This window comes from Paraburkholderia phymatum, from assembly GCF_040965635.1.
GTDB classification, from domain to species: domain Bacteria; phylum Pseudomonadota; class Gammaproteobacteria; order Burkholderiales; family Burkholderiaceae; genus Paraburkholderia; species Paraburkholderia phymatum_B.
In genome coordinates this window covers 173,602-188,552 of sequence record NZ_JBFRCH010000008.1, presented here as the reverse complement: position 1 = coordinate 188,552, position 14,951 = coordinate 173,602, and the positions used below count along the sequence as shown (strand labels likewise).

Genomic DNA, 14,951 nt, shown 5'->3' with positions numbered 1-14,951 from the left:
GCTTCGGGCTTTCTGCTTTTTTGCCGCCTGTCGGGATTTTTCGAATTTTTTCTAATGCTTCATCGGCTCGAGCTTTTTAAGCTTTCCTTCGTGTCGGACATCACCGTAGCGCATCTCAATTTTTTGGGACTTGTATGAGCGATTCTCGATGTCGACCTTTCCAGGATTTCGTTCGTGCAGGGCGCCGACGAAATGGACAAGCGGGCGCTGCTGATCGGCCAGCGGTGCGACGTGACGACACTAAAGTCCGCTGAGTTTCACAAACCACGTTGTTCTTCATTTAGATATCGGGAGCATTCAATGCAAAAACGCATCATTTCCGCAGCGGTCATCGTTGCTACGGGCGTCGTCAGCCTCATGTCGATTACGGCACACGCCGCCGACGGCACGATCACAGTCAACGGCGCCGTGTCGGACACGACCTGCTCGATCAATGGCGTGGCAAGCGGGTCGCCCGCCAACGTGACGACGACGTTGCCGACGGTCCCGACGGGTTCGCTGGCGAGCGCCGGTGCCGTCGCCGGCACGTCGAACCTCGGCGACATCAAGCTGGCGCTGAGCGGCTGCTCGGGCGCCGCGACGAAGGCGGTTGCGCACTTCGAGAACGGCCCGACCGTCGACCAGAGCAGCGGTTATCTGACGAACCAGGCTTCGGCATCGCCCGCGCAGAACGTCGAAGTGCGCCTCCTGAACGCGCAGATGCAGCCGATCAACGTCCTCACGGGCACCAACAACGAGATCGCCACCAACGGCGCAACGATCTCCGGCGGTGCGGCCGTGTTGAACTACTTCGCGCAGTACTACGCGACGGGCAAGGCGCAGGCGGGCAGCGTCAATACGACCGTGCAGTACACGATGCAATACCAGTAACGCGCGGTACAAGGCGCTTGCGTCAGCAAGCGCCTTGATGACGGATGAATGTCGGAACGGGATCAAAGGTCAAGGCGATGAAAGCGATGTATCGATGGATGGCGGCGCTGGGCTCGATGAGCGCGTTGTTGATGGGCGTGGCCCATGCGAGCGTGACGGTCGGCGGCACGCGTGTCGTGTATCCGCTCGATCAGCGCGAAGTGACCGTCAAGCTGAACAACGACAGCCGCATGCCGTCGCTGGTTCAGGTCTGGATGGACGACGGCAACGCCGACGCAAAGCCCGGTGCCGGCAACGCGCCCTTCGTGATCACACCGCCGATTTTCCGCATGGACGCGAGCAAATCGCAGACGCTGCGTGTCATGTACAGCGGCGCGGCACTGCTGCAGGATCGTGAGTCGGTGTACTGGCTCAACGTGCTCGACATTCCGCCGAAAGCCGACGCGACGCAGGACGCGAACACGCTGCAGCTCGCCTATCGCACGCGGATCAAGGTGTTCGTGCGTCCGCGAAAATTGCCGGGCTCGCCGGAAGAAGCGCCGCGCCAGCTGGACTGGAAGGTCGTGCCGGCGCCGCAAGGCAAGGGCCAGGCGCTTGCCGTGTCCAATCCGACTGCGTGGCACGTGTCGTTCAGCGAGATCGACGTCACGTCGAATGGACGCACATTCAAGAACGAAAGCGGCGGCATGGTCGCGCCGCACGGCAAGGAGATCATCCCCGTGCCGCAGATGGCCGGTGTGCAGTCGGCCAAAGTGCACTACGTCGCCATCAACGACTTTGGCGGCGCGATCGAAGGCGACGCGACGCTCACGCCGTAACGCCGAACTCATTGCCTTACCGAGGCGCCCGCATTCAGGACGCCTAATGCCTTCAATTGCCTCGTAAAAGCCGGTGCGCGTCACTCCGCGGTGCGCGCTGCGCCTTTGTGCGCGCGGCTTCAGAGCAGTTTAGAGATCGGAGTCGCGCTGAGTATTTCCATCTCGTAGATCCATAGCATCGATTCGCACCCATCGAGAGACCTCCGTTTCACAGCAATCGAAGTCGGCACGTCATGAAGCATTCGCATTCCAGACAATCGCAAGCTCCTACTGGGCAACCGGCGGCTTGGTTCGTGCTGAATCCCGTCACGGCAGTTGTGCTCTCCGTATTCGCGGTGATCGGTTGTGCGGGTTCGGCGCATGCGGACGCGGCCGAGCCGGCTGAATCGAACGGCACGGTTGCATTCGACACGACGTTCCTGCAAGTCGATCCGGGCGAGCGGGTCGACGTAGCTCGTTTTGCGCGTGGCAACGTAGTGTCGCCGGGTGCCTATACGGTCGACGTCTGGGTCAACGACAACCGCGTGGCGCACGATAGCGTGCGCTTCGTCGCCGCGCACGAGGGCGATAGCGCGCATGCGTGCCTGTCGCGCAAGATGCTGGAAGGACTGGGTATCGACTTCGAGAAGATCGGGGCGGACAGGCAGCGAGGCGCGGCGCAGTCAACAGCCGACGAATGCGTTGATTTGAGCGCGTTCGTTCCGGGCGCAACCGTCGATTTCGACTTCACCGAACAGAAGCTGGCGCTCTTCGTTCCGCAGAAATACATGCGCAATGCGGCGCGCGGCTACGTGCCGCCGGAGCTGTGGGAAAACGGCGTGAATGCGGGCTTTCTCAGCTACAACGCGAACGCCTACCAGTCCAATAGCGGCGGCCTGCATTCGACGCAGGCGTATCTCGGCCTGAACGCCGGCGTAAACATCGGCGCATGGCATTTCAGGCATCAGTCGTCGGTGACGGCATCGACGGGGCAGCCGACGCAGTTCGACAACATCGCCACCTACGTTCAGCACGACGTCACGAAGCTGCGCTCGCAAGTGACGCTCGGCGACGCGCAAACCACGGGCGACGTGTTCGACAGCGTGTCGTTTCGCGGCGCGCAGATCGCCACCGACGATCGCATGCTGCCGGAATCGCTGCGCGGCTATGCGCCCGTCGTGCGCGGCACGGCCGATTCGAATGCGCGCGTGTCGGTGCGCCAGAACGGACAGGTGATCTACGAAACGAACGTGTCGCCGGGTGCGTTCGAAATCCGCGATCTGTATGCGACCGGCTACGGCGGCAATCTCGACGTGACGGTGACGGAAGCCGATGGACGCACGAAGAATTTCGCCGTGCCTTATGCATCCGTCGCGCAGTCGCTGCGTCCGGGCACGACGCGCTTCGCCGTCACGGCGGGCCAGCTACGCGGCAGCTCGCTGCAAACGAAGCCCGGCTTCACGCAGTTCACGCTGCAGCGCGGGCTCACGAATCTCGTGACGCTGTACGGCGGCGCGATTGCGTCGAACGGCTATCTGGCGGCGAATGTGGGCGCGGCGTTCAACACGAAGCTGGGCGCGTTCGCTGCCGACATCACGTCGGCGCGCACGGAGGTGCCGGGCTATGCGACGCAGCAAGGCCAGAGCCTGCATATCGGCTACAGCAAGTTCATCGATCCGACCGACACGAACATCGCCGTCGCCGCCTATCGCTATTCGGGTGTGGACTATCTCAACCTCGCCGACGCCGCCCGAACGCGCGATTACGCGATCCATGGCGGCAACATCAATGCGGCCTATCGCGAGCGCGGACGTCTGCAACTGACGGTCAACCAGAATCTGAAGGGCCACGGATCGGTATTCGCCACGGTGTCGTCGCAGCACTACTGGAATCGCCCGGGGCACGACCTGTTCTATCAGGCGGGCTATTCGAGCGGTTTCAAGTACGGCACGTACAGCGTGACGGCGAGCCGTACGCGCAATTCCGATGGCGCGTTGTCGGACGAGATCATGGTCAGCACGACGATCCCGCTCGGTCATACGCAGCACGCGCCCATGCTGTCGACGAACCTGAACGTGGGCAGCGGCACGTCGAGCATGCAGGCGAGCATCGGCGGCACGGCGGGCGAAAACAACCAGTACTCGTATAACGCTTACGGCACGGTGAGCCGGGGTTCGAGCGAGGCCGTCAACGCCAGTGCAGGCGTGAGCGGCGTGTACCGCGCGCCGTATGCGCAGGTGACGGCGTCGGCGAGCGGCGGCGCGCAGTCGTCGCAGATGTCGGCGGGCGTGAGCGGCTCGATCGTCGCGCATCCGGGCGGCGTGACGTTCTCGCAGACGGTCGGCGACACGTTCGGCATCGTCGAGGCGAAGGGCGCGGAAGGCGCGATGGTGTCGAGCGCAACGGGCGTGAAGGTCGATTCGCATGGCTATGCGGTCGTGCCGTACCTGATGCCTTACGGCATGAACACGGTGGATCTCGATCCGAAGGGCTCATCGACGGATGTCGAATTCGAATCGACTTCGGAGCGCGCCGTGCCGCGTCTCGGCTCGGTCGTGATGTTGAAGTACAAGACCGTGACGGGCCGCGCGGCGTTGATCCATGCGCCGCAACTGGGCGGTGGAACGCTGCCGTTCGGTGCCGATGTGGTCGATGCCGGAGGTCGCAACGTGGGTGTCGTCGCGCAGGACAGCCGGATTTTTGCGCGCGGTCTGGAGGACAACGGTTCGCTGACCGTGAAGTGGGGCGACGAGCCGGGCCAGCAGTGCAGCGTGAAGTATTCGTTGCCAGTGAAGGGTGACAAGGCGGGTGCGGCTTATACGTCGGTGGAGTCGCATTGCGCGGGCACTGCACCGGCTTTGGCTGCACGCGATTGATCGATCAGATCTGCAAATATCATTTTGATAACGGATGACGTCATGAACATCAATGACACGTTGCGCCGGCTCGTGCGCGTATTTGCAATGCTGACGCTGGTAGTTGGCTTCGCCAGTCAGGCCCATGCTGAATGCCCGACGTCGACCGGCTTGCCGGCGACATTCACCTATGGCTCCGTGGCTGTGTCAGCCAGCGTGGCGGTCGGAGACGTCATTCCGGGTACTGTGCGAGCGTTCACGATCATCGGAAAGTGCTCCTTGAATTCGCTTTACAACATGCCGATTGTCGCGTGTCCGCCGAGTGGAACCGCCGTGCCCGGTATGACGGGCGTCTATCCGACGAATGTCGCGGGCATCGGTATGAGAATGCGCGACGCCAATGGAAATCCGATGGTAGGTACAGGAGCGTGTTCGATGAGCTCGTCGCTGGGGTACACGGGTGCGGATGGCAGCTTCAACGTGTCCGGCTCATTCGAACTGGTCAAGACAGGAACGGTAAGTAGTGGTTCGATCTCGGGCGCCTCGTACAACACGGGCGTTTTGAACACCGGGTACGTGTTGAACAACGGTTCCAGCGCGATGTCCATTGCCAATGGTACGCAAGTGCGCGTCGTGACGTGTTCGGTAACTGCGGCCACTGCAAACCAGACCATCCCGCTTGCGACGGTCAGCCCTTCGATGTTTCCGACGGCCGGGTCCGTCGCCGCGAAAACAGGTTTTTCGATTGGTTTGAGCTGCCAGTCTGGCGTGAAGGTTGCCGTTACGTTCAGTTCGACATCGGGCAATTCAGGGGTCGCCTCGGTTCTCGGAAATCTCGGTACGGCGCAGGGCGTGGGAGTTCAATTGCTCGACTCCACACAGACTCCGATTACACTCAGCTCGCCCCTGACGTTGACATCAAGCACGACGGGCAATATGTCGTTTCCCTTTTATGCACAGTACTATCGTGTGGGTGCGCCGGCGGCCAAGGCCGGCAGTGTTCGCGCGACAGCCATCTTTACGATGAGCTATCAATAGGCTGGTCCACGGGCCACATCGGTTGCCGATCCCCCTGACAGTGAGCGGAGGAGAGTCCTCCGGAGGGCTGGGCTGGCGCTCGCTAAACGGCAAATCGCGCTCGACGGTGGCATGGCGTGTATCATTCAGTCCCGGCGCTGCCCGACACCGGTGATTCTGCCCTCTATACTGCGCGCGCGTTATGGCCATATTCCGGTCGCGCTGCCGCGAAATCCCAAGCAGGCAGGCGGGCCGCACGCCCAGCCCGAACTCCTAACCGCCTCACACGATGTCAGTTTCCGAACTCAAACGCCGCCGTACCTTCGCGGTCATTTCCCACCCGGACGCGGGTAAGACTACGCTCACCGAAAAGCTGCTGCTGTTCTCGGGCGCGATTCAGATCGCGGGCACTGTGAAGGGCCGCAAGAGCAACCGCTACGCGACGTCCGACTGGATGGAGATCGAAAAGCAGCGCGGCATTTCCGTCGCGAGTTCGGTGATGCAGTTCGAGTACGGCGACTGCGTGATCAATCTGCTCGACACGCCGGGCCACGAAGACTTCTCCGAAGACACCTACCGCGTGCTGACGGCCGTCGATGCCGCCGTGATGGTGATCGACGGCGCGAACGGCGTCGAAGCGCAGACGTTGAAGCTGCTCGAAGTGTGCCGCAGCCGCAAGACGCCCATCGTCACGTTCATCAACAAGCTCGACCGCGAAGTGCGCGAGCCGCTCGATCTGCTCGACGAAATCGAACAGCATCTGGGCGTGTCGGCCGTGCCGTTCACCTGGCCGATCGGCATGGGCAAGGACTTTCAGGGCGTCTACGACGTCCAGAACGATCAGGTGCGCGTGTTCCGCGCGGGACAGGACACGCTCGGCGGCGAAGTCGAGACCGTGCGTGCGCCCGGCGACGAGGAAGGCGAGCGCCGCTTCGGCCACGCGTGGGTGCGCGCGAAGGAAGAGATCGAGCTGATCACGGGCGCGACGCCCAGCTTCGATCGCGACGAATTTCTCGCGGGCCAGCAGTCGCCCGTGCTGTTCGGCTCGGCGATCAACAACTTCGGCGTGAAGGAAATTCTCGACGCGCTCGTCGATCTCGCGCCGCCGCCGTCCGCGCGGATGACGGTGCAGCGCCCCGTGCAGCCCGACGAGCCGAAGTTCACGGGTGTCGTGTTCAAGGTGCAGGCGAACATGGACCTCGCGCACCGCGACCGCGTCGCGTTCATCCGCGTGTGCTCGGGCCGTTTCGAGCGCGGCATGGCGCTAAAGGTCACGCGCAACAACAAGACGTTCCGCGCGAACAACGTCGTGACGTTCCTGTCGCAGCGTCGCGAAACGGTGAGCGAAGCGTACGCGGGCGACATCATCGGCATTCCGAATCACGGCACGCTGAGTCTCGGCGATACGCTGACGGAAGGCGAACTGCTGCAATTCGTCGGCTTGCCGTTCTTCGCGCCGGAAATCTTCCAGACGGTCGAAGTGGTCGATCCGATGCGCGCGAAGCAGCTCGGCGAAGCGCTGAAGCAACTGGGCGAAGAAGGCGCGATCCAGGTATTCAAGCCCGTCGTCGGCGGTCTGATGATTCTGGGCGCTGTCGGGCAACTGCAATTCGAAGTGGTGTCGCACCGGCTGTCGACGGAATACAAGGTCGACGTGCGGATGTCGCCGGCGCGCTATCGGATGTCGCGCTGGGTGACGTGCGACGACGCCGCCGAGCTGCGCCGCTTCTGCGATTCGTACTCGCCGCGTATCGCTTACGATGCCGCCGAAGCGCCGACGTACCTCGCGTCGCACATCTCCGAAATCGAAGTCGCGCAGAAGGCCTGGCCGAAGATCGTGTTCAACGAGCTGCGCGAGCATTCCGGCGCGCCGTTCAGGAAAGCGATGTAACCGCGCGCGAATCGTACGGTTTGCCCCACGATTCGCCGCCGCGAAATGACAAAAGCCGTGTTCGCCAAAACGAACACGGCTTTTTGCTTTGGACGCGTCACGCGTTGCGACAGCGCTCTACGACATCTCCAGCACCTGCTCCCGCAGCCAGCTTGCAAACGCCTGCACGTGTCCTAGCGTCTCGTGGCGCGGCGCGATATCGAGCCAATACCCATACGGCCCGCTGACCTCGACATCCGACATCGGCGCAAGACTGCCTTCGCCGAGTTCCTCGACGATCATGTTGCGATCGACGATCGCAAGTCCCACGCCTTTGCGCGCGGCATCGCGCCCGCACGGACATCACGGTGTCTCCGCTCTTCGCCTATCCTGATGAAATCGCGCGCGCGTATTGGCCAGATGCGGCCCAATCCGGCCCAATCCGGCCCAATCCGGCCGAACCCCGCCGAATCCGCCGCGCGCCCACCTCACTCGCGGAGCAATCGTGACCGTACGCAATCTCGACGCGTTGTTTCGACCGAAGTCCGTCGCCGTGATCGGCGCCTCGAATCGCGAGGGCAGCACGGGCGCGATGGTCTGGAAGCGCCTGATCGAAGGCGGCTTCGACGGCCCCGTCTGGGCTGTCAATCCGAAGTACGACATGCTCGACGGCCATGCGTGCGTCGGCAACGCGGGCGATCTGCCCGACGCGCCGACGGTCGCCATCGTCTGCACGCCGCCGTCCACGTGGCCGGGCATCGTCCACACGCTCGGCGGCCATGGCACGCGCGCCGCGATCATCGTCGGCGAGGCGCGCGACGACGACGGCCGCGCCGACGTCCAGCACACGCTCGCGGCCGCGCGGCCGCATCTGCTGCGCGTCGTCGGGCCGGGCAGCCTCGGCATCGTGACGCCCGCGCTCAAGGCGCATCTCGGCGCGCCTTCCGTGACGGTGCGCTCGGGCGGCGTCGCGTGGGTATCGCAGTCGAACGCGCTGACGAACGCGGTGCTCGGGTGGGCACATGCGCGCGGCCTCGGCTTTTCGCACGCGGTGGCGCTCGGCGACGAAGCCGACGTCGATGCCGGCGACGTGCTCGACTATCTCGCGAGCGACCCCGGCACGCGCGCGATCCTGCTCGAAGTGGATTCGGTGAAGGCGGCGCGCAAGTTCATGTCGGCGGCTCGGGCGGCGGCGCGCAACAAGCCGGTGCTCGCGCTGCGCTCGGGCCGCAGCGACCCCGCCGATGCGCTCTACACCGCCGCGTTCCGCCGCGCGGGTGTGGTGCGTGTCGACGCCCTCGACGATCTGCTCGACGAAATCGAAACGCTCGGCGTGGGACGCGTCGCGGCGGGCGCGATGGCGACGCTGATCACGAGCGACCGCGGCGTCGCGACGCTCGCTACCGACGCCTTCAAGGCCGCAGGCGACACGCTCGCGCCGTGTCCGCCGGGCGCCGTCGATGCGCTTGCGCAGGCTTTGCCGCGCGCGAGGCCTGGCAATCCGCTGCTGCTCGGCAGCGACGCGCGTGCCGAGCATTTCGGCACGGCGCTGAAGGTGCTCGCCGATCAGCGTTCGACGGGCACTGCGTTCGTCGTGCATGCGTCGACGCACAGCGCGCCCGTCGAGGAAGTCGCGCAGGCGTTGGTCGCGAACCAGCGTTACGCGTATCGCGGGCTGCTCGCGTGCTTTTTCGGCGGCGTGAAGCGCGAGACGCGCGATGCGTTGCACGAGCACGGCATTCCCGTGCACACGACGCCGCAGCGTCTCGCGCGCGCGTTCGAGCGTCTGGTCGAGTACCGGCTCGTGCGCGAGCTGCTGATGCAGACGCCCGAAGGCCAGCCCGCGCGCGCGCCCGAAGCCATCGACGCGGCCCAGGCGCAGGCGTGCGCGGCGCTGTCGTCGGGCGTGACGTCGCTCGACGGCGACGAAGCGGCGCGACTGCTTGCGCACTTCGGTTTGCGCACGGTGCCCGACGATGCGCGCGAAGATGCCGTCGTCGACATCACGGTCGAGCTGCGCGACGACGACAACTTCGGCCCCGTGTTCCGCTTCACTGCGCCGCCCGAGCACGACGAGGCGCGGCCGATGTGCGTGTTCGGCCTGCCGCCCCTCAACCCGGTTTTGTCGGACGACATCCTGTCGAATTCGGCGTATGCGCGCGAGGTCGCGCCCGAGCCGGTTCTCAATGCGCTGACGTCGATTTCGCAGGCGGTGTCGGAGATACGCGAGATCGTCTCGCTCAAGCTCGTGCTGCGCGTAATGAAAAACGGCGCGGCCATCGTCGCGCCGCACCTGCGGCTGTCGGCGAACCGCACGCGTTTCGCGATCATGCCGTATCCGCGCCGCTACGAAGAAACGCTCGACTGGCGCGGCCAGCGCATCACCGTGCGGCCGATCCGTCCCGAAGACGAGGACGCGCATCGCGAGTTCGTCGAGTCGATGACACCCGACGATCTGCGCTTGCGCTTTTTCGGCGCAGTCGGCCGGTTCGACCATTCGCAGCTTGCGCGCATGACGCAGATCGACTACGACCGCGAGATGGCGCTAATCGCGACGATGCAAAACGATGACGGCTCGATCCGCACGCTCGGCGTCGTGCGCGCGGTCGCGGACCCCGACAACGAAACGGCCGAGTTCGCGATGGCCGTGCGTTCGGACCAGAAGGGCAAGGGATTGGGACGTCTGCTGATGGAGCGCATCATCGCGTACGCGCGCTCGCGCGGCACGCATTGGCTCATCGGCGAGGCGCTGCGCGAGAACTCGGCGATGATCGGGCTCGCGACGGCCGTCGGCTTTACGGCCACGCGGACGGAAGATCCGGGCGTCGTCGGCTTCAGGATGGCGCTCGATCAGCCTGAGGTGAAGGGAGAGGGGCAGAACGATAGACAAAAAGGCGTCGCGCCAGCCTACGGCGCGTCGCGTTCGTGCTCTGGCACGCGCTGACGTGAGCGCTGAGCGCGTGCTCGTCGCGTCAGCGAAAGTGCGAAGTCGACCTCATCAAGCCGCGAGCTTCGCCGCCGCCGCGTCGACCTGTTCGCGCGACACCGACAGTTCCTCCAGCCACGCGGGCGCATAGGCCGCGCCCGTTTCGCGCTCCAGACGCGCGATCGTCGCGGCGCAGCGCATCGCGTCCTTCGGCGTCGCGATGAACGCCTTTACCGACTGCCCCGCCGTGAACGCTTCGAAGAGTGGCACGCGCACTTCGTCGGGCAGTGCGCGCGTCCATTGATACGGCTTGCCGTTGAACGTCAGCGTCGGCGGCAGCACGCGCTCTTTTTTCGCGGCGGGAATCAGGCCGAAGTTGCGGGCCGCGTCGCCGATCTGGTCAGCCGAAAAGAGTTCGTCGGGCGTGATGTCGAACTGCGCGATGAAGGTTTCGATCTGCTTCATCGCGGCGGCGCGGTCGTCGCGCTTCTGCTGCGCGCGAGCCACGATGTCGCGCAGTTCATCAGCTTCTTCGCTGCTGATCGTGAAGCTTGCCTGCTTCTGCTGGAGTTCGGAAAAACGCTGGAATTCGAGGTCGGACAGAAGTTTGGCCATTGCGTATCAGTGAGCACGCATGCGCAAGAACGCATGCGGCGAAAGTCGTCGATTCGGAAAAGGGCCGACATTCTAACGCAACGTGTTTGCGCATTCGAATCGAATGCCCGTGCGATACGCGGCAGCGTGCGCATCGCGCGCTCAGGAAGCCGCGCGCATCTCCGGCTCCGCGAACATCGACAGGCCCTGCACCGTCTCGCGCAGCATCTGCGTGACTTCGTCGAGCGACGGCGCAACGTATTCGTCGATGCGCTTGAGGAACGGACACGTCATCGCCGCAATCGCCTGGCCCGATGCCGTCAGCAGCGGAAACGTCAGATCGGTCACGCCGAAAATCTGCTGGCTGTCTTTCTGCGAGAAACCGGCCGCGCGGATTTTTGTGCACGCGGCTTCGAGCGCGTTGTGATCGACGGTTACTTCGCCCTTGACCTTCGTGTGCTCGGCGAGCATGTGCCTGCGCTGCTCGGGCGTCTGGAACGCGAGCATCGTGCGTCCCGAACTCGTGTCGATCAGACCGACGCGCGCGCCCAGCCGCACCGAAATGCCCCACGTGCCCGGGCCGTCCACCTGCGCGATCACGAGCAGATTGCCGCGGTCGTAGACGGCCAGATGGCACGACTGCTCGGCTTGCGCCGCGAAGCGCTGCATCCGCGGTAACGCCTCGGAAATCAGCCGGTTCATCGGCGGATGACGATGCGCGAGCGCATAGAGCTTCAGGCTCAGCGAGTAACGGTCGCCGCCCGCCGATCGCACGACGTACTGGCGCGCGACGAGCCGCTCCAGCATCCGGTACATCTCGCTGGCGTTGCGTCCCAGCAGCTTCGTGATCTCGGCGCGCGTCAGGCCGCCCTTCTGCTCGGCGAGCAATTCGAGTATGTCGAGCCCCTTGTCGAGCGCAGGGGCGCGATAACGGTCGGCGTCTTCCTTGTCTTCCACGTCCATCGTCGTCTATCGGTTGATGTTTGACATTTGCATCGATTATCGGCCGTCAACGGACTGACACACAGGGCACGGCGCGCCAGGCCAGGGAAAATACCCACGCCTGGCGGTCGGCCATTGGTTGACTTGCCAAAGTTCGAATATGAATAATACGTTCATTAATGAATGAAGAGAATGGCATGACCGATCCCCGCCTGATTTTGCTGAACCCCGACGACAACTGTCTGATCGCCGCCGCGCGGCTGGATGCAGGGACGCAGATCGATATCGAAGGCGAGCGCGTGACGCTCGCGAATACGATCGATCTCGGCCACAAGGTCGCGCGCCGTCCACTGCGCGCCGACGAAAAGGTGCTGCGCTACGGCGCGGCGATCGGCCATGTGACGGCCGACGTCGCGCGCGGCGAGCATCTGCATACGCACAACCTCGAAAGCGATTACCTGCCTACGTATACGCACGCAGCAGGCCACGCATTCGTCCATCACTGACGCGGGCGAGAAACTCATGACCGATATTTCAGCAGCAGTAAACGGCGCAGCGCTGCAAGGCTATCTGCGTAGCGACGGACGCAAGGGCATCCGTAACGTGGTCGCGGTGGCGTACCTCGTCGAATGCGCGCATCACGTCGCGCGCGAGATCGTCGCGCAGTTTCGTCCTTCGTTCGATGCGTTCGACGATCCTTCGGCGGATCACGAGCCCGTTCATCTGATTGGCTTTCCCGGCTGCTATCCGAACAGCTACGCCGAAAAAATGATGGAGCAGCTGACGACCCATCCTAACGTCGGCGCTGTGCTGTTCGTGTCGCTCGGGTGCGAGAGCATGAACAAGCACTATCTGGCGGATGTCGTGCGCGCGAGCGGACGCCCCGCGCACGTGCTGACGATCCAGGAAAAGGGCGGCACGCGCAGCACGATTCAATATGGCGTCGACTGGGTGCGCAATGCGCGCAGCGAACTCGCGCAGCAGCAGAAAGTGCCGATGGCGCTGTCCGAACTCGTGATCGGCACGATCTGCGGCGGCTCGGACAGCACGAGCGGCATCACCGCGAATCCCGCCGTGGGTCGCGCGTTCGATCGTTTCATCGAGCAGGGCGCGACGTGCATCTTCGAGGAGACGGGCGAACTGGTCGGCTGCGAGTTCCATATGAAGAGCCGCGCGGCGCGCGACGATCTGGGCGACGAGATCGTCGCGTGCGTGGCGAAGGCCGCGCGCTATTACTCGATACTCGGTCACGGCAGTTTCGCGCCGGGCAATGCGGACGGCGGGCTCACGACGCAGGAGGAGAAGTCGCTCGGCGCGTATGCGAAGAGCGGTGCGTCGCCGATCATCGGCATCGTGAAGCCCGGCGACGTGCCGCCGACGGGTGGTCTCTATCTGCTCGACGTCGTGCCTGACGGCGAGCCGCGCTTCGGCTTTCCGAACATCAGCGACAACGCGGAAATCGCCGAGCTGATCGCGTGCGGCGCGCATGTGATCCTGTTCACGACGGGGCGCGGATCGGTGGTCGGCTCGGCGATCTCGCCCGTCATCAAGGTCTGCGCAAACCCGAACACCTATCGCAATCTGTCCGGCGACATGGACGTCGATGCCGGGCGTATTCTTGAGGGCCGCGCGACGCTCGACGAAGTGGGCCGTGAAGTCTTCGATGTCACGCTCGCCGTCGCGCAGGGCGCGGCGTCGAAATCCGAGTCGCTCGGGCATCAGGAGTTTATTCTTACGTACAAGACCTTCGAGCCCGTCGGGCCGGCGTGCTTGCCTTTCCATGCGGCCCCGCCACAACGGGTCGCTGGTTTGACGGAGCGGTGAGCGCTGCATCGCTTTGCGCGCACGATATGAGCCAATGGGACCAGAGTCAGTGCTAAAGCACTAAGTTCAGCCGACAACTAAAGCGCCAACTCTGATCGACCGCTCTGCATGGGATCAGAGTAATGGTGCTCTGCATGGGGCCGGAGTAAGTGCTAAAGCACTAACTCCGGCCGACAACTAAAGCGCCAACTCTGATCGACAGGAGACACACGCAATGACAAACGCGCCGGGTTCAAACGTGCGCAAGCGCCGCCGCATCGGCGCCCGCGCGCTGCAAGTGACGGGCCTCGGTCTCGGCACGGCGCCGCTTGGCGGGCTCTATCGCGATCTGTCCGACGAAGAGGCGTCCGGCGCTATCGAGGCCGCGTGGGACGCGGGCGTGCGCTTCTTCGACACCGCGCCGCACTACGGCCATACGAAAGCCGAGCATCGTCTCGGCGATGCGTTGCGCCGCTATCCGCGCAGCGAATTCGTGCTGTCGACGAAGGTCGGCCGTCGCTTCGTGCCGCGCAAGAATCCGTATGACGGCAGCGAAGGCTGGCAAAACCCGCTGCCGTTCGAAGCGATCTACGACTACACGCGCGACGGCATTCTGCGTTCGTTCGAAGACAGCCAGCAGCGACTCGGCATCGTCGATATCGACATACTTCTCGTGCACGACATCGGCCGCTTTACTCACGGCGAAAGCAACGACCGTTACTGGCAGCAGCTGACGCAAGGCGGTGGCTTTCGCGCGCTCGACGATCTGCGCTCGCAAGGCGTCGTGAAAGCGGTCGGCCTTGGCGTGAACGAAGGCGCGGCGGTACTCGACGCGATGCGCGACTTCGACATCGACTGCGCGCTGCTCGCCGGCCGCTATACGCTGCTCGAACAGGCGACGCTCGACGATCTGCTGCCCGAATGCGAAAAGCGCAACGTCAGCATTCTGCTCGGCGGCGCGTTCAATTCGGGGATTCTCGCGCGGGGCGTCGAAGGCGATCTGAAGTTCAATTACGGAGACGCGCCCGAGGAAGTGATTGCGCGCGTCGCCCGTCTGGAAGCGGTGTGCAAGGTGCATGGCGTGCCGCTTGCTGCCGCTGCGTTGCAGTTCCCGTATGCGCATCCCGCCGTCGCGACGGTGCTGACGGGCGCGCGCAATGCGGACGAACTGCGTGAGAACGTCGCGTCGTTCGATCGACCGATACCCGCTGAACTGTGGCATGCGCTGCGCGACAAGGACCTGCTCGATCCGCGCGCGCCCGTGCCAACGAACTGAT

General features: G+C 64.1%; 11 protein-coding genes and 1 pseudogene. 9 read left to right on the top strand and 3 right to left on the bottom strand.

Annotation, left to right across the window (positions count from 1 at the left end):
- Positions 1 to 300: 300 nt before the first annotated feature.
- From AB4Y32_RS17725 to AB4Y32_RS17705, 5 genes are all read left to right on the top strand, one after another.
- Positions 301 to 870, top strand: a complete 570-nt coding sequence (locus tag AB4Y32_RS17725) for a fimbrial protein (RefSeq protein WP_368722584.1) — start codon at positions 301 to 303, stop codon at positions 868 to 870.
- 77 nt (positions 871 to 947) lie between these two features.
- Positions 948 to 1,688, top strand: a complete 741-nt coding sequence (locus AB4Y32_RS17720) for a fimbria/pilus periplasmic chaperone (protein ID WP_368722583.1) — start codon at positions 948 to 950, stop codon at positions 1,686 to 1,688.
- A gap of 233 nt (positions 1,689 to 1,921) precedes the next feature.
- Positions 1,922 to 4,543, top strand: coding sequence for a fimbria/pilus outer membrane usher protein (locus AB4Y32_RS17715; protein WP_368722582.1), 2,622 nt, complete (start codon positions 1,922 to 1,924; stop codon positions 4,541 to 4,543).
- 42 nt (positions 4,544 to 4,585) lie between these two features.
- Positions 4,586 to 5,560: a fimbrial protein gene (locus tag AB4Y32_RS17710; protein WP_368722581.1), complete on the top strand. Its 975-nt coding sequence runs from the start codon at positions 4,586 to 4,588 to the stop codon at positions 5,558 to 5,560.
- A gap of 268 nt (positions 5,561 to 5,828) precedes the next feature.
- The gene (locus AB4Y32_RS17705) at positions 5,829 to 7,430 is read left to right on the top strand and encodes a peptide chain release factor 3 (RefSeq protein ID WP_368722580.1); all 1,602 of its coding nucleotides are present in this window, start codon (positions 5,829 to 5,831) and stop codon (positions 7,428 to 7,430) included.
- 117 nt (positions 7,431 to 7,547) lie between these two features.
- Here the strand turns inward: AB4Y32_RS17705 and AB4Y32_RS17700 are convergent.
- A pseudogene (locus AB4Y32_RS17700) lies at positions 7,548 to 7,754 on the bottom strand (LysR family transcriptional regulator); the annotation flags it as partial.
- Between the two features lie 160 nt (positions 7,755 to 7,914).
- Between AB4Y32_RS17700 and AB4Y32_RS17695 the strand changes: the two are divergent.
- Positions 7,915 to 10,353 (top strand): bifunctional acetate--CoA ligase family protein/GNAT family N-acetyltransferase, encoded by a 2,439-nt coding sequence (locus AB4Y32_RS17695; RefSeq protein WP_368722579.1) that lies wholly within the window; start codon positions 7,915 to 7,917, stop codon positions 10,351 to 10,353.
- Positions 10,354 to 10,407: 54 nt separating this feature from the next.
- Here the strand turns inward: AB4Y32_RS17695 and AB4Y32_RS17690 are convergent, their stop codons facing one another.
- A complete protein-coding gene (locus AB4Y32_RS17690; RefSeq protein ID WP_368722578.1) occupies positions 10,408 to 10,950 on the bottom strand; it encodes a hypothetical protein in 543 nt (180 codons plus the stop codon).
- A 141-nt stretch (positions 10,951 to 11,091) separates the two neighbouring features.
- The gene (locus AB4Y32_RS17685; protein ID WP_368722577.1) at positions 11,092 to 11,892 is read right to left on the bottom strand and encodes an IclR family transcriptional regulator; all 801 of its coding nucleotides are present in this window, start codon (positions 11,890 to 11,892) and stop codon (positions 11,092 to 11,094) included.
- A gap of 176 nt (positions 11,893 to 12,068) precedes the next feature.
- On the opposite strand from AB4Y32_RS17685, the gene AB4Y32_RS17680 reads away from it, so the two are divergent.
- From AB4Y32_RS17680 to AB4Y32_RS17670, 3 genes are all read left to right on the top strand, one after another.
- Positions 12,069 to 12,377, top strand: coding sequence for a UxaA family hydrolase (locus AB4Y32_RS17680; protein WP_368722576.1), 309 nt, complete (start codon positions 12,069 to 12,071; stop codon positions 12,375 to 12,377).
- Between the two features lie 16 nt (positions 12,378 to 12,393).
- Positions 12,394 to 13,695, top strand: a complete 1,302-nt coding sequence (locus AB4Y32_RS17675; protein WP_368722575.1) for a UxaA family hydrolase — start codon at positions 12,394 to 12,396, stop codon at positions 13,693 to 13,695.
- Positions 13,696 to 13,909: 214 nt separating this feature from the next.
- On the top strand, positions 13,910 to 14,950 hold the full coding sequence (locus AB4Y32_RS17670) for an aldo/keto reductase (protein WP_368722574.1): 1,041 nt from the start codon (positions 13,910 to 13,912) through the stop codon (positions 14,948 to 14,950).
- Position 14,951 lies beyond the last annotated feature (1 nt).

Excerpts from the sequence above, each read along its gene's own strand:
- AB4Y32_RS17725 (WP_368722584.1), top strand. The coding sequence starts at position 301 with ATGCAAAAACGCATCATTTCCGCAGCGGTCATCGTTGCTACGGGCGTC.
- AB4Y32_RS17720 (WP_368722583.1), top strand. The coding sequence starts at position 948 with ATGAAAGCGATGTATCGATGGATGGCGGCGCTGGGCTCGATGAGCGCG.
- AB4Y32_RS17715 (WP_368722582.1), top strand. The coding sequence starts at position 1,922 with ATGAAGCATTCGCATTCCAGACAATCGCAAGCTCCTACTGGGCAACCG.
- AB4Y32_RS17710 (WP_368722581.1), top strand. The coding sequence starts at position 4,586 with ATGAACATCAATGACACGTTGCGCCGGCTCGTGCGCGTATTTGCAATG.
- AB4Y32_RS17705 (WP_368722580.1), top strand. The coding sequence starts at position 5,829 with ATGTCAGTTTCCGAACTCAAACGCCGCCGTACCTTCGCGGTCATTTCC.
- AB4Y32_RS17690 (WP_368722578.1), bottom strand. The coding sequence starts at position 10,950 with ATGGCCAAACTTCTGTCCGACCTCGAATTCCAGCGTTTTTCCGAACTC.
- AB4Y32_RS17685 (WP_368722577.1), bottom strand. The coding sequence starts at position 11,892 with ATGGACGTGGAAGACAAGGAAGACGCCGACCGTTATCGCGCCCCTGCG.
- AB4Y32_RS17680 (WP_368722576.1), top strand. The coding sequence starts at position 12,069 with ATGACCGATCCCCGCCTGATTTTGCTGAACCCCGACGACAACTGTCTG.
- AB4Y32_RS17675 (WP_368722575.1), top strand. The coding sequence starts at position 12,394 with ATGACCGATATTTCAGCAGCAGTAAACGGCGCAGCGCTGCAAGGCTAT.
- AB4Y32_RS17670 (WP_368722574.1), top strand. The coding sequence starts at position 13,910 with ATGACAAACGCGCCGGGTTCAAACGTGCGCAAGCGCCGCCGCATCGGC.